At 69.9% G+C, this 19,707-nt stretch carries 22 protein-coding genes and 1 pseudogene; 17 read left to right on the plus strand and 6 right to left on the minus strand.

The features are described from left to right. Positions 1-2 precede the first annotated feature (2 nt). Both OVA15_RS10155 and OVA15_RS10160 read left to right on the plus strand, forming a co-directional pair. Positions 3-323 (plus strand): nucleotide pyrophosphohydrolase, encoded by a 321-nt coding sequence (locus OVA15_RS10155; protein ID WP_024289562.1) that lies wholly within the window; start codon positions 3-5, stop codon positions 321-323. Next, positions 310-2,076 carry a DNA/RNA helicase domain-containing protein gene (locus tag OVA15_RS10160; protein WP_268144738.1) on the plus strand — a complete coding sequence of 589 codons (1,767 nt, stop codon included), beginning with the start codon at positions 310-312 and terminating at the stop codon, positions 2,074-2,076. The genes OVA15_RS10155 and OVA15_RS10160 overlap by 14 nt, the downstream gene beginning before the upstream one ends. Positions 2,077-2,139: 63 nt before the next feature. On the opposite strand, the gene OVA15_RS10165 is transcribed toward OVA15_RS10160, so the two are convergent. After that, positions 2,140-2,856 carry a hypothetical protein gene (locus OVA15_RS10165; protein WP_268144740.1) on the minus strand — a complete coding sequence of 239 codons (717 nt, stop codon included), beginning with the start codon at positions 2,854-2,856 and terminating at the stop codon, positions 2,140-2,142. Between the two features lie 91 nt (positions 2,857-2,947). After that, entirely contained in the window at positions 2,948-4,432 is a 1,485-nt protein-coding gene (locus OVA15_RS10170) for a protein adenylyltransferase SelO (protein ID WP_206391207.1), read from the minus strand. Between the two features lie 343 nt (positions 4,433-4,775). Here OVA15_RS10170 and OVA15_RS10175 point away from each other — a divergent pair, with 343 nt between their 5' ends. The 7 genes and pseudogenes from OVA15_RS10175 to OVA15_RS10200 all read left to right on the plus strand — a co-directional run bounded on the left by OVA15_RS10175 (position 4,776) and on the right by OVA15_RS10200 (position 10,640). Further along, on the plus strand, positions 4,776-5,720 hold the full coding sequence (locus tag OVA15_RS10175; protein WP_268144743.1) for a winged helix DNA-binding domain-containing protein: 945 nt from the start codon (positions 4,776-4,778) through the stop codon (positions 5,718-5,720). A gap of 121 nt (positions 5,721-5,841) precedes the next feature. Beyond that, positions 5,842-7,149 (plus strand): aromatic amino acid transport family protein, encoded by a 1,308-nt coding sequence (locus OVA15_RS10180; RefSeq protein WP_024289558.1) that lies wholly within the window; start codon positions 5,842-5,844, stop codon positions 7,147-7,149. Between the two features lie 406 nt (positions 7,150-7,555). Then, positions 7,556-8,119: pseudogene (locus OVA15_RS13465) on the plus strand (glycosyltransferase); the annotation flags it as partial. 235 nt (positions 8,120-8,354) lie between these two features. Further along, on the plus strand, positions 8,355-8,891 hold the full coding sequence (locus OVA15_RS10185) for a hypothetical protein (protein WP_268144746.1): 537 nt from the start codon (positions 8,355-8,357) through the stop codon (positions 8,889-8,891). Positions 8,892-9,097: 206 nt separating this feature from the next. Next, positions 9,098-9,292 (plus strand): hypothetical protein, encoded by a 195-nt coding sequence (locus OVA15_RS10190; protein WP_268144748.1) that lies wholly within the window; start codon positions 9,098-9,100, stop codon positions 9,290-9,292. 94 nt (positions 9,293-9,386) lie between these two features. Further along, positions 9,387-9,551: a hypothetical protein gene (locus OVA15_RS10195; protein ID WP_268144751.1), complete on the plus strand. Its 165-nt coding sequence runs from the start codon at positions 9,387-9,389 to the stop codon at positions 9,549-9,551. A gap of 39 nt (positions 9,552-9,590) precedes the next feature. Continuing rightward, a complete protein-coding gene (locus tag OVA15_RS10200; protein WP_268144752.1) occupies positions 9,591-10,640 on the plus strand; it encodes a Dyp-type peroxidase in 1,050 nt (349 codons plus the stop codon). Positions 10,641-10,671: 31 nt separating this feature from the next. On the opposite strand, the gene OVA15_RS10205 is transcribed toward OVA15_RS10200, so the two are convergent. From OVA15_RS10205 to OVA15_RS10215, 3 genes are all read right to left on the minus strand, one after another. Further along, positions 10,672-11,199 (minus strand): hypothetical protein, encoded by a 528-nt coding sequence (locus OVA15_RS10205; protein WP_268144754.1) that lies wholly within the window; start codon positions 11,197-11,199, stop codon positions 10,672-10,674. A 72-nt stretch (positions 11,200-11,271) separates the two neighbouring features. Continuing rightward, on the minus strand, positions 11,272-11,556 hold the full coding sequence (locus tag OVA15_RS10210; RefSeq protein ID WP_268144756.1) for a YrhK family protein: 285 nt from the start codon (positions 11,554-11,556) through the stop codon (positions 11,272-11,274). Positions 11,557-11,638: 82 nt separating this feature from the next. Beyond that, entirely contained in the window at positions 11,639-12,625 is a 987-nt protein-coding gene (locus OVA15_RS10215; RefSeq protein ID WP_268144758.1) for a TIGR03571 family LLM class oxidoreductase, read from the minus strand. Positions 12,626-12,670: 45 nt separating this feature from the next. On the opposite strand from OVA15_RS10215, the gene OVA15_RS10220 reads away from it, so the two are divergent. The 4 genes from OVA15_RS10220 (at position 12,671) to OVA15_RS10235 (ending at position 15,427) form a co-directional block, all read left to right on the plus strand. Next, the gene (locus tag OVA15_RS10220; RefSeq protein ID WP_268144760.1) at positions 12,671-13,303 is read left to right on the plus strand and encodes a hypothetical protein; all 633 of its coding nucleotides are present in this window, start codon (positions 12,671-12,673) and stop codon (positions 13,301-13,303) included. 74 nt (positions 13,304-13,377) lie between these two features. Continuing rightward, the gene (locus tag OVA15_RS10225) at positions 13,378-13,902 is read left to right on the plus strand and encodes a DUF4282 domain-containing protein (RefSeq protein ID WP_061712401.1); all 525 of its coding nucleotides are present in this window, start codon (positions 13,378-13,380) and stop codon (positions 13,900-13,902) included. Between the two features lie 158 nt (positions 13,903-14,060). Continuing rightward, a complete protein-coding gene (locus OVA15_RS10230) occupies positions 14,061-14,228 on the plus strand; it encodes a hypothetical protein (RefSeq protein WP_268144765.1) in 168 nt (55 codons plus the stop codon). Positions 14,229-14,293: 65 nt separating this feature from the next. Next, positions 14,294-15,427: a CHAD domain-containing protein gene (locus OVA15_RS10235; protein ID WP_268144767.1), complete on the plus strand. Its 1,134-nt coding sequence runs from the start codon at positions 14,294-14,296 to the stop codon at positions 15,425-15,427. Positions 15,428-15,542: 115 nt separating this feature from the next. Here OVA15_RS10235 and OVA15_RS10240 read toward each other — a convergent pair whose 3' ends face one another. After that, on the minus strand, positions 15,543-17,327 hold the full coding sequence (locus OVA15_RS10240; protein WP_268144769.1) for a BCCT family transporter: 1,785 nt from the start codon (positions 17,325-17,327) through the stop codon (positions 15,543-15,545). A gap of 245 nt (positions 17,328-17,572) precedes the next feature. Here OVA15_RS10240 and OVA15_RS10245 point away from each other — a divergent pair, with 245 nt between their 5' ends. Genes OVA15_RS10245 through OVA15_RS10260 form a run of 4 tightly spaced genes read left to right on the plus strand, consistent with a single transcriptional unit; the run spans position 17,573 to position 19,698 of the window. Then, positions 17,573-18,082 carry a VOC family protein gene (locus OVA15_RS10245; RefSeq protein WP_268144771.1) on the plus strand — a complete coding sequence of 170 codons (510 nt, stop codon included), beginning with the start codon at positions 17,573-17,575 and terminating at the stop codon, positions 18,080-18,082. A 26-nt stretch (positions 18,083-18,108) separates the two neighbouring features. After that, complete coding sequence (locus tag OVA15_RS10250) at positions 18,109-18,813, plus strand: MerR family transcriptional regulator (protein WP_268144773.1); 705 nt, start codon at positions 18,109-18,111, stop codon at positions 18,811-18,813. Positions 18,814-18,822: 9 nt separating this feature from the next. Further along, positions 18,823-19,314 (plus strand): GNAT family N-acetyltransferase, encoded by a 492-nt coding sequence (locus tag OVA15_RS10255; RefSeq protein WP_206390531.1) that lies wholly within the window; start codon positions 18,823-18,825, stop codon positions 19,312-19,314. 6 nt (positions 19,315-19,320) lie between these two features. Next, entirely contained in the window at positions 19,321-19,698 is a 378-nt protein-coding gene (locus OVA15_RS10260) for an MmcQ/YjbR family DNA-binding protein (RefSeq protein WP_058871666.1), read from the plus strand. Positions 19,699-19,707: the final 9 nt, after the last annotated feature.

Raw genomic sequence — 19,707 nt, forward strand, 5'->3', positions numbered from 1 at the left:
GCATGCCTGCCGATGACGTGATGCCGCAGCTGCGGGAATTCGTCCGCGAGCGCGACTGGGCGCAGTTCCACTCCCACGAGAACCTGGCCAAGTCCATCAGCATCGAGGCCGCCGAGCTGCTCGAGTGCTTCCAGTGGTCCGGCCAGGCGGACCAGGCCGAGGTGGAGTCCGAGCTCGCCGACGTCCTGACGTACGCGTATCTGCTGGCCGATCGCCTGGGGGTCGATCCGCACGAGATCATGCGGCAGAAGCTGGCCGTGACCGAGCAGAAGTACCCGGTCGAGAAGGCCCGCGGCAGGAGCACCAAGCATGACCGGCTCTGAGGGCTCCGTCGTTCCGTTCACGATCGAGCGGATGCCGTTCACCGCCCAGGCCATCGATCGCGGCGGCCTGGAGATGGAGATGTTCCGGGACTGGCCGATCGTCTATCTGCTGGACGACGCCCGCCGGGTCTACGTCGGCGAATCCCTGCACGGCGTCTCCAGGATGCGCCAGCACCAGGCCTCCGAGGCCAAGCAGGGCATGCGCACCCTGCGACTGGTGCTCAGCGAGATGTTCAACAAGTCCGTGTGCCTGGATCTCGAGTCCACGCTGATCCGCCTCTTCCAGGGCGACGGCAGCTTCCACGTCGTCAATCGCAATATCGGGATCGTCGACGCCGGTTATTACCAGCGCGAGCGCTACCGAGAGGCCTTCCGCGAGATCTTCGAGGAGCTGCGCGCCGGCGGCATGTTCCAGCGGACGATCCCGCAGATCGAGAACAGCGAGCTCTACAAGTTCTCGCCGTTCAAGACGCTCACCGCGGATCAGGCGGTCGCCGTCGGGGAGATCGTGGAATCCCTGCTGCAGGACTTCGAGTCCGACGACGGCGGCATCAGAATCATCCAGGGCGATCCCGGGACCGGGAAGACCATCGTCGCGGTCTATCTGCTCAAGCTCCTGTCGGATATCGCCGCATATCAGGACGGCGATGAGGCCGACCCTGAGGAGATGTTCTCCGAGCATTTCGACGAGAGCACCCGGGATCTCATGGCTGATCGGAGGATGGCGTTCGTCGTCCCGCAGGAATCGCTGCGTCACGCCATTCAGGGCGTGTTCTCCCGGCTTCCGTCGATGTCCGAGGTGAAGGTCCTGACGGCCTTCGAGGTCGGCGAGAGCGAGGAGGACTTCGATCTCGTGATCGTGGACGAGGCGCACCGGCTGAACCAGTACGCCATGCAGGCCCACGGCACGCAGCTGAAGCGATTCCGGGATATCACCACGAAGCTCTTCGGGCATCTCGATGAGGACAAGAACCAGCTCGACTGGATCCGCGCCAAGTCCAGGCACGTGGTGCTGATGCTGGACCTGCACCAGAGCGTCCGGCCTGCGGACATCCCCCGCGCCGAGCTGGAGGCCGTCGTCGGGCAGGCGCGCGAGCGCGGCCGGGTCCACCCCCTGCACACCCAGATGCGGGCCGCAGGCGGCAACGACTACATCGCCTACGTGCGGGATCTGATGGCCGGGCGGTCCCCTGAGCGTCGGCTCAGCTTCGGCGAGTACGAGTTCACCATGTTCGACGACGCCGGGGCCCTCAAGAATCGCATCGAAGCGCTGGAGCCCGAATACGGGCTGTGCCGGATGACTGCGGGATTCGCCTGGCCGTGGCGCTCGAATCCTCGCGGCAAGATCCGGGCAGATCACGACTTCGAACTGGACGGCACAGCGTTCCGCTGGAACTCCGTGACCACGGACTGGGTCAACTCCCCCAAGGCCCCGTCGGAGGTCGGCTCGATCCACACCCTGCAGGGCTACGACCTCAACTACGCCGGGGTGATCATCGGCCCGGAGCTGCGCTTCGATCCCGACGAGCAGCGGCTGTGGGTCGATCGGGCGCACTACGCGGACCGCAACGGCAAGATCGACAACAGGCTGCGCGGCCAGACGACGACCGACGACGATCTCCTGCACTACGTGACCAACGCCTATGCCGTGCTGCTGACCCGCGGCATGCGAGGAACGTTCGTCTACGTCTGCGATCCGCAGCTGCGCCGCCACCTGGAGCGCTTCATCCCCAAGGCCGCCCCGCTTCCCTGAGACCCTCCCACCCCACCCCGCCGAGTGGATATCCAGTTGCGCTAAAGCAGCGAACAGCGCAACTCAGTGTCCACTCGGCAGTAGGAGGGGGAAGAGGGCCACCAGGGAGAAGGCCACGCCCGCGAGCACCAGGGCCCACCCCATCACCGGGCGGAGGTCGCGGGAGGTCACCCAGTCATAGACCGCAGTGACCCTCCGGGCGGCGGTCGGCACGCGCGGCCATGCCCAGGCCGCGAGCAGATACGGGCCCACCAGGGTCAGCAGGAACGGCAGGTACGCCACGGCCTGCCACGCGATGTCACAGCTGAGCCCGGTGAGGATGCGCCCCACCACATACATGGTCGCGAAGCCGCTGAAGCCCAGGAACGTGTTCACGAACCCGACGCCGGCCATGCGCATCCGGTCCTCATGAGGAACCGTCGGGGCTTGGACGACGGCGGGACGCGGCCGTCGGGCCCGTCGCAGCACCACCGCGCCGGCGATCAGGACCACGACGGCGGCCACGAGATCCACGGCGCGGCGGATGAGCACGGCCTCGATGTCGCTGCGGGCGGCATCGATCCAGGTGTTCGGGTCGACAGTGCGGAAGACCAGCAGCATGACCGTGGAGCCGACGGCCAGACCCGCGGCCAGGGCGGCGATCGGCGGTTCGGGGCGCGAGGCGCGCGTCAGCACCCGCAGGCTGACGCCGTAGAGCGTGGGGCTGAACCCCACGACGAGGCCCAGCCCCAGCAGCATCGGCGTCGCCGCGACGACGGTTGCGATCTCAGTCCACCCCATGCGCCCCAGTGTCCCCGCCGAGTGGATGCTCAGTTGCGCTATCGGGGCGAATTGCGCAACTGGGTATCCACTCGGCGGGAGAGGGGGAGGGTTAGGTTCCGCAGTAGGTCGTGAACGGGCGCGCACCAGGGGCCGTGCCCGAGGACTCCAGGCCCGCGAAGTCCACGTGCTCCTGGAACGGCGAGCGCACGGCCGCCAGCAGCCGCTCGTACGCAGCGAGATCCCCCGCCTCCGCGCGATCCAGCGCGTGCTGCAGGTGGTGGTTGCGCGGGATGTAGACCGGGTTCACCGAGGCCATGAGATCGCGCTGCTGCTCCGCCGACGGATCGCCGAACCGGGTCAGCAGGTCGCGGCGCTCGGAGTCCCAGGCCCGGAAGGCCGCGGCGTCGTCGAACAGCGACTCCGCGGCCCCGAAGGCGAGCGCGCGGAAGAACGCCGTGAAGTCCTGCCGGTTCTCCTGCAGCAGCCCGAAGGTCCGCTCCACGAACGCGTCCAGCGCCGAGAGCGCGGCATCGCGCTCCTCATCCGGCAGCCCGTCGACGTCGAGCCCGATCTTGCACCCCATCCCCCGCGAGAGCGCCTCCCGGAAGGCCGGCGCGTACTCGTGGAGCACCTCGGTCACAGCCTCCACGCCGGCGTCGGAATCATCCGGCGCCACAAGATCCACGAGCGACTCCGCGAACCGCGACAGGTTCCACAGCCCGATCTCCGCCTGGCGCCCGTAGGTGTAGCGCGCCCCGCGATCGATCGAGCTGAACACCGCCCCCAGGGAGAACTCATCCACGAACGCGCACGGCCCGTAGTCGATGGTCTCCCCGGAGATCGTCATGTTGTCCGTGTTCATGACCCCGTGCACGAACCCCACGAGCATCCACTGCGCGATCAGCTGCGCCTGCGCGTGCACCACGCTGCGCAGCAGCTCGAGCGTCGGATTCTCCGACGACGACGCCTCGGGCCAGTGCCGCTGGATCGCATAGTCCGCCAGCCCCCGCCGGGTCTCGACCGAGCGCTGCGTGGCGGCGAACTCGAAGGTCCCCACCCGCAGGTGGCTGGCGGCCACGCGGGTCAGGATGGCCCCGGGTTCCGGCCCCTGTTGCCGCAGCACCTCGTCGCCGGTGCTCACGACGGCCAGCCCGCGTGTGGTGGGGATGCCGAGGGCGTGCATGGCCTCGCCCATCAGGTGCTCGCGCAGCATGGGCCCCAGCGGCGCCTTGCCGTCGCCGCCGCGGGAGAACGGGGTGCGCCCGGAGCCCTTCAGGTGCAGGTCGCGACGGCAGCCGTCGGAGTCCACCAGCTCGCCGAGCAGCAGCGCGCGGCCATCGCCGAGCACCGGATTGAACTGCCCGAACTGATGCCCCGAGTAGGCCTGCGCGTACGTGGTCTCGGCGATGTCGCCGCTCAGCAGCGCAAGACCCTCCGGCGAGCGCAGCCAGTCCGGGTCCAGTCCGAGCTCGCGGGCCAGCTCGTCGTTCACGACGACAGCGCGCGGCTCTCGCACCGGAGCCGCCGACCACTCCCGGGAGAGATCGGGCAGGGCTGCGGCGTAGGTGTGCTCGAAGGATGGGGAAGCGACCATGTCACCCAGGCTATCGACGACGACAACCGCCCCCTGCCGTTGAGGCCGCATATCTGAGGCCCATCAGCACCCTTGGGCTGCGCTGGTGCGGCGTCACCATCGCCCCTGCCGCTGAGGCCGCATATCTGAGCCCCATCACCGCCCTTAGGCTGCGCTGGTGCGGCGTCACCATCGCCCCTGCCGTGAGGCCGCACCTGCGCAGGCCATCAGCCCCGATCAGCTGCGCTAGTGCGGCCTCGCGGCGAAGGGCCGGTGACTGGGGCTGGGAGCAGGCGGGAGGTGGCGGGCAGCTGGGGGCAGCGGGCAGGACTCAGCCGATGCACGCGCGAGTAGCTTTGGCCCCATGCACCTGCGCAGCTTCCGCGATGTCCTGGCCCGCCGCCTGATCGCCCAGGCCCTCGAGACCCCGCGCGCGGATGCCGCCGCGCACATGCTCGCCACGCAGGATCAGATCTACGCCGCAGGCGTCACCGCACTGCAGATCCGCTCCGGCTCGGACGTCCTGCGAGAGATCCGCGAGCACCGCATCGTGCGCGCCTGGACGCAGCGAGGCACAGTGCACCTGGTCGCCGCGCAGGATGTCGGCTGGCTGACGCGGTTGTGCTCACCGCGCGTGGAGGCCGCCGCCGCCAAGCGGCGCCCCGGCCTGGGCCTGACCCCGCAGGACTGCGACCGCGCCCACGCCGCCTTCCGCGAGCGCCTGGCCGACGGCCCCCTGACCCGCCCGCAGGCCTACGACCTCTTCCGCGCGGTCGGGATCTCCCCGGAGAACGGCCCCGGTCAGCACCTGCTGCGCAGCTTCGGAGGCCGGGGCGACATCGCCCAGGGCCCGCGGGAGGGCAGCGACGACACCTTCCTGCTCGTCGAGCACCTGCCCACGCCTCAGCGGGAAATCGAGGGCGACGACGCCCTGCGCGAGCTGGCCGTTCGCTTTCTCGCCTCGCACGGGCCCGCGACGGTCCAGGACCTCTCCTGGTGGTCGGGGCTGACGGTGCGCGACGCCAAACGAGCCGTCGAGCTGGCGGGGGACCACGCCGAGAAGGTGACGATCGAGGGCCGGACCGAGACCCTGTACGCGCCCCCGGAGGCCGAGCAGATCAGCGACGAGCAGCTCGCTTCGGCCCTGCAGACGGAGCTCGAGCTGCCGGCCTTCGACGAGTACCTCCTCGGCTACAAGGACCGCTCCGAGTTCCTGCCCGCCGAGCTCGTGCAGGTGGTCGGGCCGACCAAGAACGGCATGTGCCGGCCGTTCCGCGTGCGCCAGGGGATCATCGCCGCCGCGGAGTGACCCGAAGGCACCGCATGGCGCCTGGATTGTTGAACAATCACGGTCATGCCTGGTATACCGTGAGCTGTATCACTGAAGACGCGCGCCACAGCGCCCGCACCCCCACAGGACGGAGACCACGGTGACCCACGCATCCACCGCGGCCGACAGCGCGGACACCCGCACCGCGAACCCCGAGGACCCCCAGAGCCCCCAGACGCAGGGATCGAGCCCCCGCTTCGAGCTGAGCTGGACCATCTCGCTGTTCGGCACCGCCGTCGGCGCCGGCGTCCTGTTCCTGCCGATCAACGCGGGCCTCGGCGGCATCTGGCCGCTGCTGATCGTCACGATCCTCATCGGCCCCATGACCTACCTGTCGCACCGGGCACTCTCGCGCTTCGTGTGCGCCTCCCCGGATCCGGGTGCGGACATCACGGTCGTGGCGCGCAAGGCCTTCGGCGAGGGCGTCGGGCGCGTCATCACCGTCCTGTACTTCCTGGCGATCTTCCCGATCGTGCTGATCTACGGCATCGGCATCACCAACACGGTGGACTCGCTGATGGTCAACCAGCTGGGCATGGGCTCACTGCCGCGCTGGCTGCTCTCCGGCGTGCTGATCGCGCTGATGATGCTCGTGATGGTCTCGAGCCAGCGGATCATGCTGATCGTGACCCAGTGGCTGGTCTACCCGCTGATCGCGATCCTGCTCTTCGTCACCCTCTACCTCATCCCCAGCTGGAAGCTCGACGGCCTCACCGCCGCCCCGAGCGCCGGCGATCTGCTGATGTCGATCTGGCTCGTGATCCCCGTGCTGGTCTTCGCGTTCAACCACTCCCCGGCGATCTCGCAGTTCTCCCTGGCCATGCAGCGCCAGTACGGCCCCCGCGCCAGCGAGCGCGCCTCCGTCGTGCTGCGCCGCACCGCCGCGCTGCTGGTCATCTTCACCATGGGCTTCGTGTGGTCCTGCGTGCTGTCCCTGGGGATCGACGGACTCCAGGACGCCAAGGACGCCAACCTCCCGGTGCTGTCGCACCTGGCCAACGTGCACGGCAGCCCGTTCATCGCCTACCTGGGCCCGGTCGTGGCGCTGGCGGCGATCGCCTCCTCGTTCTTCGGCCACTACCTGGGCGCGGCGGAGGGCGCGGCCGGCATCGTCCGCTCGATGGTCGACTCCGACGGCTCCCGGATCAGCGATCGCGCCCTGCACATCGGCATCGCCGCGTTCATCTTCCTGACCACCTGGGCCGCCGCGATCATCAACCCCTCGATCCTGTCCATGATCGAGTCGATCGCCGGCCCGGTCATCGCGATGATCCTCTACCTCATGCCCATGTACGCGATCCGGAAGATGCCCGCGCTGGAGCCGTACCGCGGCCGTCTCTCCAACGTGTTCGTCACGATCGCCGGCCTGGTGGCCGTCAGCGGCATCATCTACGGACTGGTCTCCTGACCCTGACCGCAGCCGGCTCGGCCCGCTGAGCGTCACGACGACGCACCCCCTGCGCCTCCGCCCTCCGGTTAGTGACAGATCGGCACCCCATCAGCGCTGATGGGGTGCCGATCTGTCACCAACCCCTGCGCGCCCCAGCGAGAATTCCACCTCTCACCTGCGAAGATATCGAGAATCAGGTCGTCTGCCGGGCGACACCTCCACGGGCAATGACCAGAACGTGGACTCGCGCCAGCACACCGTCACCGACGGCGGCAGGGCCAACAAGGGCATCTTCTGAGCCGACGGCAGCGCTGAACGCCCCTCCGCAGGAGGCGGGTCTCACATCGAGACCCGCCTCCTGCGCCGCTGCGGGCACCTGCCCCGCGGATACGCTGGATGCCCGCATCGCAGCCTGTCCTTCGCGATGCCACCAGGAGGAACCCCCACCGTGACCGGCCCCGCCGCTCCGAGACCCGGCATCAGCGTGGTCCTGCCTGTGCGCGACGACGCCCCCGCCCTGCGCCGCTGCCTGGCGGCCCTGGCCCGCCAGGACCGCCCCGCCGACGAGATCGTGGTCGTCGACAACGGGTCGAGCGACGACCTCCTCGCCGTCATTGCCACCGCCGAACGGGACCAGGACCTGCCACTGCGCCTCCTGCAGGAGCCGCGTCCAGGGGTCTCATTCGCCGCCCACGCCGGCTACGACGCGGCCTCCCACGAGATCATCGCCCGCTGCGATGCCGACAGCATCCCGCCGTCGTCGTGGCTGGCACGCATCGAGCGGCAGCTGGCGGCGGAGGACGACAAGCTGGTCGCCATCACCGGGGGCGGGCGCTTCGCCCCCGGGCCGCGCGCGCTGGGCCGCTCGCTGTGCGGCCTCTACCTGGGGCTCTACGGCCTCGCCTCCGGACTGGCCCTGGCCCACCCGCCGCTGTGGGGCTCCAACATGGCCATGCGCACCTCATGGTGGAACCGGGTCAGCCCACGACTCGCTCCGCGCCCGGGCATCCATGACGACTTCGAGCTGAGCTTCGAGCTGCAGCCCCACGAGGCCATCGCGCTGGACCGCGGGAGCGTCATGCCGGTGTCGTGGCGGGCGGCCGTCTCCCCCGTCGGCTGCTGGCCCAGCAGCGCATGGCCCGTCGGCTGCTGCTGCGGCGCTGGGAGGAGGAGCCGCCTTGGGAGCGGCATCGACGCCGATGGGCGGGACGCAGGTCGCCCCTGTGAGCACCCTCGCCCGCCTCACGGCCTCCGCGCTGTGCTTCACGGGCATCGCCGTCGCCGCGGTCTACGCGCTCCAGGCACGCTGGGTGGACGTCGCGGTGCTGCTGCTCGTGGGGCTGGGGCAGGTCCTGTGCTTACTGGCCTTCCGCACCGCAGGAGCCAGGGCCACGGGCAGCCTGATCCTGCTCGTCGCCGGGGTGAGCGCCGCCGAGCTGCTCTACGAGCGCATCCTCCTGTGGGACCTCGTGATCCATCTGCTGGCCACGGGTGTGCTGACAGCGCTGTGGCGCAGCTTGCGCGGTCATGGCGAGCCGACCGACCGGCCGCGAGGCAGGGAGGGAGGGGCGGCGGCGAGCAGGGTCCGGGTCTGCGCCGCGGTGGGCCTGGTCCTGGCGGTGATCTGGGAGCTCATGGAGGCCGCGGGATCCGTGCTGGTCACCCCCGAGATCCACAACCCGCCCCTGGACACCGTGCTGGACATCGGCGCCGGGATGATCGGCGCGGCCATGGTGGGGCTGCGCCGCCGCCCGCTGTAAAGAGCATCGCCCGAGTTCCCGATGACGCATCGATCCCCCGAAGGATCCCCATCCTCATCGCCAACCTGCTGATCGCGCTGCGCGAGGGCTTCGAAACCTCGCTCATCATCGGCATCCTGGTCGCCTACGGCAACGTCCAGGACCTGGTCCGCGCTCAGGACCCGGACCTGGCCGATGAGATCGAGGGCGGCTTCGGCGACGTCAACGTGCTGATCGATGCCCAGGCCACGGGCGAGGACGCCGACGGCAACCCGATCTACCCGCCGTACGCGGACATCGCCGCCGTGCAGGAGGATGCGACCGGGGAGGCTCCCACCGAGGAGGACTACACCGAGACCCAGCGCGACTTCTCGGATGCCGTCAACGGGCTGTCCGAGGTCGCCGGGACGGTCCTGCACTGATGAGCGACCAGCAGCCGACCGGCCCGGACCCGCAGCGAGCCGACGAGCAGGAGGCCACCGACGGACGCACGCGGGCTTCTCGCGGCGCCGCCTGGTGGCGGGCACCGCGCTGACCGGGATGCTGGGCATCGCGGGCTTCGGCGGTGCCGCGATCGGCCGGGCGACGGCCGATGACGGCGGTTCGCACACCGAGCTGACCTATCCGTTCCGCGGCGATCGCCAGGCCGGGATCCTCACGCTGGCGCAGGACAACATGTAGTTCGCCGCCTTCGACCTGGACACCGACGACGTCGAGGACGTGAAGGAGCTGCTCGGCGAGTGGACCGTGGCCGCCGAGCAGATGTGCGCCGGCGAGCTCGTGGGCGGGGAGCCGGATGCCAATCCGAACCGCCCGCCCAAGGACACGGGCGAGGCCTGGGGCTACCCCCCGGCCGGGCTCACCATCACGTTCGGCTTCGGGGCCTCGTTCTTCGAGGACGAGGACGGCCAGGACCGCTTCGGGCTGCGCGAGCGCATGCCGGAGGTCCTCTCCGACGGCGTGCCGAAGTTCGCCAACGAGAAGCTGGTCCCCGGAGGCACCGGCGGGGACCTGATGATCCAGGCCTGCTCCAACGACCCGCAGGTCTGCGTCCACGCGATCCGCAATCTCACGCGCATCGGCTTCGGCACCGCCGTGCTGAAGTGGGGCCAGATCGGCTACGGGCGCACGTCGTCCACCTCGACCGAGCAGGAGACCCCGCGCAACCTGTTCGGGTTCAAGGACGGCACCGCGAACCTCAAGGCCGAGGACGGCGAGAGCACCCTGGCCGAGCACGTGTGGGTCCAGGACGGCGACGACGATGCAGCCGCGTGGATGTCCGGCGGCAGCTACCTCATGGCGCGCAAGATCCGCATGACCCTGGAGGTGTGGGACCGGGTCCGGCTCTCGGAGCAGGGGCAGATCATGGGCCGGGACAAGCGCTTCGGGGCGCCGCTGTCGGTGACGGAGCCCAGTGCGGAAGCCGAGTTCGAGCCCCTGGACCTGACCGCCCAGGGCGAGGACGGCCCGGCGATCCCCGCGGACTCGCACGTGGCGATCGTGGCGCCCGAGAACAACGACGGCCGCCGGATGCTGCGCCGCGGCTACAACTGCACCGACGGCAACGACTCCCTGGGCCGCCTGGACGCGGGACTGTTCTTCCTCGCCTTCACCCGCGATCCGCGCACCGGCTTCTATCCGGTCCTGGAGCGGATGACCCAGAAGGACGACCTCACGGAGTACCTGCAGCACGTGGGCTCGGCGCTGTTCGCCGTGCTGCCGGGCATGCGCGAAGGCGACACCATGGTGGGCCAGCGGCTCTTCGAGTGAGACTCCTGCCGACCACAGTCGGCGCGTGCACTCAGAGGCGCGGCGGGGCGTCGAGGGGGCGGTCGTCGTCGCGGTGCTTCCCGGCGCCGGCCTGCGACGGCTGCTCGTCGTCGCTGTCGGCACCGAAGTACTCCAGCGCCCAGCCGACGACCAGGCCGGTCGCGCCCATGACCAGCAGCGGCCGTCGCACGCCGCGACGCACCAGGAAGCGCTCGAACGCACCGTCGAGGGCCATGCTGAGGGCGGTGGAGCCGCTGAGCACGGCCGCGATCGCCGCCGTCACGCCGACCAGCTGAGGCGTCGCCTTCGGGCGGGTGCCCTGCTTCCCCGAGCTCCCCGGTACGGACAGCTGCGGCATCCCCTGCGCCTGATCCGCCTCGCCGCGCCGCGTCATCGCCCATGCGACGACGCCGGCGTAGCCGAGGCCCGGCACGGCAATGATCGCTGCCCGCGTCCGGCCGCGGGCCCGGTGGTACGGGATCATCTCCTCGGCCCCCGAGGCCACGGCGAAGGCCAGGGTCCGGGGTGCGTACAGCCTGCTCAGCGGTGGAAGTGCCATGTCCTCCACGGTAGGACCACGCAGCGAGCACGGCCAGGGCCCCTGCGGCCGCCGGTCAGGTACCGCCAGGGATCAGAAGTCCATGGACGTCTCGTGCGGCTGGACGGGGCGGATGCGCTGCAGATGCGTGCGGCGCACGAAGCGGATCATGGGGCGCAGCATCATCTGCACCGAGCCGAGTACGAACAGCCAGGTGCCGAAGTAGACGGTGTCCTCCCCGAAGAACAGGATGCTGCCCACCAGGAAGACCAGTCCCAACACGAAGTCGTTGGCGATCGACAGCACCTCGTAGCGCTGCCGGATCACCAGCTCGTGGTGCCCCATGCGGATGTCCAGATCCCGATCCTGCTTCGTCATGCGCTGACCCTCCTGTGCTCCACGGGACCTGCGGCGGCAGGTCCACTCGTCGTCGCGGACCAGTGGACCACACCGGAGGCGCTCACAGGTGCGGGACGACCTCCTGGCCGAGCTGCTCGATGACCTCGGCGGTGGGGCGGTCATCGCTCGCCTTGGCGAAGATGCAGTGCTCCAGGCCGATCTCCCGGTAGCGGTGCAGGGTCTCCACGAGGGCCTTCGACCCGGTGCGCAGCCCCAGGCTGATCTCCTGGGCGGGGGCGTCGGGGTCCTCGAGCAGGTCCAGGCTCATGGACTGGATCAGCGCCGGGTCGTTGCCCTGCCCGCGCCGCTGCACGGCCTGGCGCCACAGCCCGAAACGGCCCCTCTGCTCCTCGAACGGCCGGTAGTAGGTGGCCCAGGCATCGGCGTGGGCGGCGTTCCACTGCAGGGTCTGCTTGGCCGAGCCCACGATGACCTGCGGGATGCGGTGAGCGGGCGGGACCATGAGCTCGTACCCGTCGGTGGCCTGCAGAAGGTGCTCGCGCTCCTGCTCGTCGGGGCTCAGCGCGGAGCGCAGAAGGGCCCAGCGATCGCGGAACGCGTCGCGGCGATCGTCCAGGGAGGCGCCGAAGATCCCGAACTCCTCCGGGCGATCTCCCGTGGCCACGCCCAGCAGGAGCCTGCCGCCGCTGATCCGGTCCAGGGACAGCGCGGTCTTGGCCAGGTGCAGCGGGTGGCGCAGCGGCAGCACGGCGGCCGCCGTTCCCAGCGCGATCGTCGACGTGGCGCCGGCGAGCATCGACAGCCACTGGAAGGGATCGTCCAGCGACGACGCCAGCCGGTCCTGTCCCTGGGGAATGGCCAAGGGGACGTCGCGCGTCCACAGCGCGGCGATCCCCTGCGCCTCGGCGAGCTGCGCCAGCTTCCGAGCCTCAGCGGGATCGGCCATGGAGCCCTGGGGCTGCGGCGGCGGGGTCATCAGCCCGAGCGTCAGGCGGCCGTCGGGAGAGCGGACGGCCGCCATGGCCGGCGAGAGGTCCTGGTGCACAGGTGAGGCCTCCTGTCCCTGAGCGGCATCGCGAGACTCCACACTATCCAGACGTCCCGCTCCTGTATCGCGAGTACGGTGCCTCCCATGTCCTCCCCACAGCTGCACCGCTTCACCGGGCACATCGCAGGAGCTGGCACCGCCGAGGGGACTCGCCTGGTCCTGGGGTGCTGGACCCGCACGCCGCACGGGCCGTTCGCCGACGTCATGGTCGAGGACCGTGACGGCCATCGGATCCTGCTGGCACCCGATCGCTGGGTGGCCGATTTCGTCTCCGCGACCTACACCTTCGACGAGGTGCGCCTCGTCCCCGTCTCGGTGTCCCGCACGGGCCTGGGCCGGACGGGGCAGTGGGCGGTCCAGGCAGGACCGCTGGAGTGGCGCTTCCGGATCGGGGCGCGGGCGCCGCTGGGACATCTGCTGCGCCTGATCCCCCGACCGATCAGCCGCAGCCTCGCCTTCGCGCAGCTCAGCGATCCGATCGCCCGGGCCACGATGCCGGGGGTCCGCACTCTGGGTCAGGCCGCCCCGGGCCGCACCGAGTGGTACGCCGCCGACGATCTCCACCGGCTGAGGGGCAGCACCGCGATCTGGGAGGGGCAGAACCTGGGCGGCATGCGCGAGATGCTGCCCCCGCCGCGCTTCGGATTCAGCTCCACCCCTCGGCCGCCGTCGCTCACCGCGGTGACCAGCACGGTCCGGGTCGACTCCGAGGCGTGAGGCCTGCCCGCCTACGATGGCGAGGGGAACGCCACAACATCCCGTCCTCGCACCACCACCCTCAGGAGACCCCCATGTCCTTCTCCTCGCAGAACCCCCACGATCCGCAGCACAACCCGCAGGGCGGCCAGCCGAACCCGCAGAACCAGCAGCCCAGCTACGGCGGGCCGACGTACGGCGGGGCGAACCAGCCGATGCAGCAGCCGGGTCAGCACCAGCAGCCCTCGTACTCCGCACCCCAGGGCGGCTACACCCAGCCCGGCGGCCAGCCCCAGGGTCGTCCCGGCCGTCAGCCGGGGCAGGAGAAGGGGTTCTTCGCCGCCCTGTTCGACTTCTCCTTCAAGAACTACATCACCATCAAGTTCGCCTCGATCCTCTACATCGCGGGCATCGTGCTGCTGACGCTGGGCTGGTTCATCATGACGGTCGCCGCTTTCGCCACGGACAGCATGCTGGCCGGCATGGCGACGCTGATCTTCGGTCTGATCGTCCTGTTCATCTACATCGTGCTGTTCCGCCTGATGCTCGAGTTCTACGTGGCCATGGTCCGCACGGCCCAGAACACGTCGATCCTGGTGGATCGCGGCAACCGCCTCTGACGCGGGTCCACCCGACGCCTCCACCGCCCGCCCGGTCGCCTCCTGCGACCGGGCGGGCGTCGCCTTCCCCAGGAATCCGGGCCTCCGCGCCGATAGGATCGGAACCACTCACCGATGAGGGAGCGATTCGTCACCGGCTCCCGTCCGAGAGGACCGACATGCCCGCCGCAGAGACCTCCGAACCGCGCACGGTCCGCCTGTCGGGGCGGGCGAGCGCGCAGATCCAGCGCCTTCCGCTGCCGTCGCCGGCATCCGGAGAGGAGATAGCCGGTGCCGTCTTCCACGACACCGACGACCGCGCACTGCGCCCCGCGGCATCACCCTGAGCCGCAGCGCGGATCCCGAGCGCGGCTGGCTGCTGAGCGTCCCCGAGGGCGACGACCACTGGGCCGTGGAGGTCCCGCGGCTGCGCAGCGCACCGGAGCGCCTGCCTGCCGCAGTGGCGCAGCTGCTCAGCGGGATCGTCGGGCAGGACGAGCTGATCGAGATCGACGACGACGGCCAGACCGCGGAGTCCGAGACCGGCGCCAAGGAATCGGCGAAGCCTGCCAAGAAGGCCCCGAGCAAGAAGGGCAAGGCGAAGAACCGCAAGGCCGTGGCGACGGGCGGTGAGCCCTCGGGCATCGACGTCCTGCAGGCGGTGCTGACTCAGCAGGCCGCGGCCCTGGAGCTGTGGGACCTGAAGGCGCGGCTGGACCTGCCGGACGCCCTGCATCAGCTGAGGGTCACCGCGCGGTCCCTGCGCGGGCTGCTCAAGTCCGCGCGACCGTTCCTGGACCGCGAAGCCGCCGATGAGCTCGGCGATCGTCTCCAGCAGCTGGGCCGGTCCCTGTCCGCGGCCCGCGATGCCGAGGTCCTGGCCGAACAGCTTCCGGCACGTGCCGAGGCTCTCCAGGGGCGCGTCGGCGAGAAGACGGTGCAGGCGCTGGCGCAGACGGCGCTCAAGGACGCCGAGGCCTCGGCCGCCAAGGTGCGCGGCGGCGCGCAGCCGGAGCGGGCTGCCACCCTGGAGCTCGCCCGCTGCGCGGCACAGAACCCGCCCTTCACGGACAAGGGCCGGAAGAAGGCCGAGGAGCTGAGCCCGCGGCAGATGAGCGGTCGGCTGGTGCGCCGCGCACTGCGCAAGGCAGCCCAGGAGACCGACCGCGCCCTGGCGGCCGACCGCGACGAGCAGCTGAATGCCGAGCAGCGCCTCGAGCACCTGCACACCGTCCGCAAGGCCACCAAGCGGGTCCGCTACGTCACCAAGGTCCTCAAAGCCGCAGGCTTCCGCCCGGCCAAACCCATGCGGAAGCTCGGCAAGGCCGCCAAGAAGGCGCAGGACGGGCTCGGCGAGACCATGGACGCCTCCGTGGCGCTCACCTGGCTCCAGGACTCCACCGCCGCGCTGCGCCGCGCCGGAGCCGACCCGTTCGAGCTGGGTCTGCTGACCGGCGCCGAGCTCCAGCGCCTGGCGCACGGAATCGACGACGGCTACGAGGTCATGGCGCGGCTGGCCCGGCGGTTCGAGGACCACAGCAGCTGAGCCGACGGAGCTCCGGCGTTCGTCGTCAGTGGTGCTCTGCGAAGGGGCGCTGATGCCGTCCTTCCCAGCGGGATGAACGGCATCAGCGCCCCCTCACAGGCCGTATCGAAGGGTTTCAGTCCTTCTTCGGCTCGCCGTCGATATCCGTCTCGTGCTCCTCGGCCACCGGGTTGTACCACTCCGTGAGCGCGGGGTCGGCGCTCTCGAAGTCGGCTCCGGCGCCGTCGTCGTCCACGTGCGTGGCGCCGAAGACGAAGTCGTCGCCGTGCTCGTCGATGCCTCGGTGGACGCCCTTGTAGATCGCCTCGCGCGCGTAGCGGCGCCGGATCATGTACGGGTCGTTCCGGAGGTCCTTGGCCCAGGAGACCATGATCCCCAGGATGATCAGCCCGAAGGGCAGGGCGCAGGTGACCATGACCGACTGCAGGCCCGACAGGGCGAACTGGCCGCCGGCCAGCAGCAGGAACATCGAGACCAGGCCCAGGGCCAGGCCCCACATGATCGTGACCGGGGTCGACGGGTTCGACCGCCCGGACTGCGACATCGAGCCCATCACGTTGGTCGCCGAGTCGGCTGCCGTGGTGAAGAAGATCAGGATCGCGACCAGGACCAGGAACGACGTCAGCCCGGTCAGCGGCAGGTTGCCCAGCATGTCGAACATGACGTTCTCGCCGCTGCCCTCCACGCCGATCGGATGGCCGTTGAGCTCCATCCACATGGTGGTGCCGCCGAAGACCACGAACCACAGCACGGAGATCGCCGACGGGGCGAACATCACGACCGTGACGAATTCCCGCAGCGTGCGGCCCTTGGAGATCTTGGCGATGAACATGCCCACGAACGGCGACCACGAGGTCCACCAGGCCCAGTACATCATCGTCCAGCTTGCGGAGAACTCGGACTCGACCTCGCCCTGGCTCGGCGCCACGGACAGCATGGCGAAGGCGTTCTGGATGGTCGCGTAGAACGTGGTGGGGATCAGATCGAGCAGGAACAGCAGGGGTCCGGTCACCGCCACGAAGATCGTCAGGCCGATCACCAGGACCATGTTCGTGTTGGACAGGAGGCGGATGCCGCGCTTCACGCCGGAGACCGCGGAGATGATGAAGACGACGGTGAGCACGCTGATGATGACGATCAGGATGCCATCGCCCTCCAGCGGCTGCCCCGTGATGATCGAGGTGCCGGTGCGGATCTGCAGCGCGCCGATGCCCAGCGAGGTCGCGGTGCCGAACAGCGTGACCATGAGCGCGAAGACATCGATGATCTTGCCCGGGATCCGGTTCGTGGCATTCGGGAAGATCGGCTCGAAGAGCGCGGAGATCAGCGGCAGCCGGCCGCGGCGGTAGGCCGCATATGCCAGGGCGCCGCCGATGAACGAGTACACGCCCCACGGGATGATCGTGTAGTGCAGGCTCGTCTGGGCCATGGCGGCGGGGATGGCGTCCATGGAGCCGGCCTCGACGTCGAATGCCGGCGGCGGGGTCATGAAGTGGCTCAGCGGCTCGAGCGGTCCGTAGAAGACCAGGCCGATGCCCAAGCCCGCCGCGAAGAGCATGGAGATCCAGGAGCCCGTGGAGAACTCCGGCTCGCTGTCATCCGCACCGAGCTTGATCTTGCCGGTGGGGCCGAATCCGATCACCAGCATGAACAGCACGACGAGTGCGACGAGAGAGCCCAGCAGCCAGCCGAAGTGCGTGACCACCCAGGTCTGCATCTGCGGACCGATCGCGCCCAGATTCTCCGGGGCGATGATCGCCCAGCCCAGCACGCCGATGACCAGCACGGCGGCGGCGAAGACGACCTTGTCGGTGGGGAAGTGGTCCCTGGCGTCCTCGACGTCCAGCCCGGGGATCAGCGCCGGATGGATCGTGCGGTGCCCGCTGGCTGCCAGGCGCATGGTGGTCTGGACGCTCTCGGGCGCCTTCTGGTTATGGATCCTGTTCTCGATCTAGATCTCCGAATCGGACTCGCTGTCCGACGCTCGGTGTCTCATCTGAAGCTCCCTGACTTCTCGGCGACGTCCGAGGCTAGCGGGATGCTGGGCAGAACCCCAGAAGAGCCTGTCTGCGCGAGGCGATGTTCCTCCAGCATTCGCCGTCGGCGCTTGACCCTCTCATCGCGTGAGGTCCCACGCTGATCTCCATGGATGACAACCGCACTTCCGCACCGATGAGCCCCGTTCCCACCCCCGACAGCAGTGCCCAGCCACCGGAGCTGTGCCGCGAGATCTACGGGATGCCGATGTTCGTCTCGATCCCCTGCCGGGATCTGACCGCCTCGTCCGCGCTCTGGACTGAGGGGCTCGGGTTCTTCGCGCTCTTCGCGATCCCGGGCCAGCTGATCCACCTGCGGCGCTGGGCGTTCCAGGATGTCCTGCTGATCCCCGCCGAGGCGCAGCCGCTCGAGGCTTCCTCCCAGCCTCCGACGGTGAGCTTCGCGTGCGTCCTGGACCAGCTCGACGTCATCGCCGAGGCCTGCCGCTCAGCCGGCGGGGCGGTCGACGGCCCGCATGATCGTCCGTGGAACGCCCGCGAGCTCGCCGTCATCACACCCGAGGGGGCTCGCGTGGTCATGACAGCAGCGAAGCCCTTCGTGCACGATTCGCCGGAGGACCACGCGCTGCGGGCCATGGGCATCTCCGAGTCCGCATGAGCACGTCGATCTGTTCCGAGGACGGCATGAGCACCACCGAGCAGGACCTGACCATCGGCCCCGCCGCAGCGGCATTGGGCGTCTCCGTGCGCACGCTGCGCCACTGGGATGACCTCGGCCTCCTGCGTCCCGCCGGGCGGGCAGCGAGCGGATACCGGCTCTACTCGGCAGATGATGTGGTTCGCGGCCGACGGATCCTGGCATATCGGGAGCTGGGCTTCTCCCTGGACGAGGTGACGGCCCTGCTCCACGAGCCCGCACAGCAGACGGTTCGACGACTGCGCGAGCGCCGCAGCGCCGCGGAGGCGGAGGCCCGCCGGCTGCAGGCCGCGCAGGACGACCTCGACCGCCTGGCCGATGCCCTCGAGCAGGGCATCCTGCTCTCCGAGGCCGACCAGGCGGAGGCCTTCGGTCCCGACTGGGATCCGCAGTGGACCCGAGAGGCCCGTGACCGCTGGGGCGGCACCGACGCCTGGACGGAGCAGGCGGAGCGCGGCGCACGGCGCGGCCCTGAGCAGTGGGCTCGTCTCGCCGCAGCGCCATGTCCTGCTGGGCCGGATGTACCCGACGGATCCGTCGTTCCGGGCCCGCTGCGACCGCCTGGCCGAGGGTCTGGTCGACTGGCTGCCGCTGGTGATCGAGGCCAGAGCCCGATCACTGGGCATCGACCCGGAGACCGCGGCCTGGGAGTGACGGTGACCGGGCCCAACGTCGTCGGGCGGCGGTGCTAGCTTCGGGCCATGACCGAGACCACCATCCGCGCCGCAGTCCCCGACGACGTCCACGAGATCGTCGAGCTCGTGCACGACCTGGCCGTGTACGAGAAGGAGCCCGACACCGTGAAGCTGACCCCCGACGTATTGCGGGAGCAGCTCTTCGGCGAGCGCCCGGCGATCTTCGCCCACGTCGCGCCCGCTTCGGAGGGATCCGGGCGGCGGATCGAGGGCTTCGCGCTGTGGTACCTGAGCTACTCCACCTGGGAGGGCACGCACGGCATCTACCTGGAGGATCTCTACGTGCGTCCGGAGGCCCGCGGTGCGGGGCACGGCAAGGCGCTGCTGCGCACCCTGGCCCGCACCGCCCGCGAGCGCGGCTATCAGCGCGTGGAGTGGTCCGTGCTGCAGTGGAATCAGCCGTCGATCGAGTTCTACCGCTCCCTCGGCGCGGTCCCCATGGACGGCTGGGACGTCTACCGGCTGACCGGTGACGCCCTCGTCTGCTTCGGCAGCTGAATCCCCGTGGACGAGCAGGAGCTGCTGTCCTGGGCGGAGGAGGTCGCCCTGCAGTGCCCCGGCGCTGAGCTGGAGCACCCCTTCGGCCCGGAGACGGACGTGTTCAAGGTCCGCGGGCGGATGTTCCTCATGCGCCTGGAGCTGCGCGGCCAGTGGATGGTGAACCTCAAGGTCGAGCCGCAGGACGGACAGGCCCTGCGCGATGAGTACGCCGAGATCACCCCCGGCTACCACATGAACAAGAGGCACTGGGTCTCGGTGCGCGCCGGCGAGGCCCTGAGCAGGAGGTTCGTCCGCGAGCTCGTCGTGGACTCCTACCGCCTGGTGCTCGAGAAGCTGCCGCGCAGCGTCCGCCCCGTGGATCCGGAGACGTACGGCGGCTGAGCTCCCGGC

Origin of the sequence: Kocuria sp. SL71, from assembly GCF_026672465.1 — a bacterium.
Taxonomy (GTDB): Bacteria; Actinomycetota; Actinomycetes; order Actinomycetales; family Micrococcaceae; genus Kocuria; species Kocuria palustris.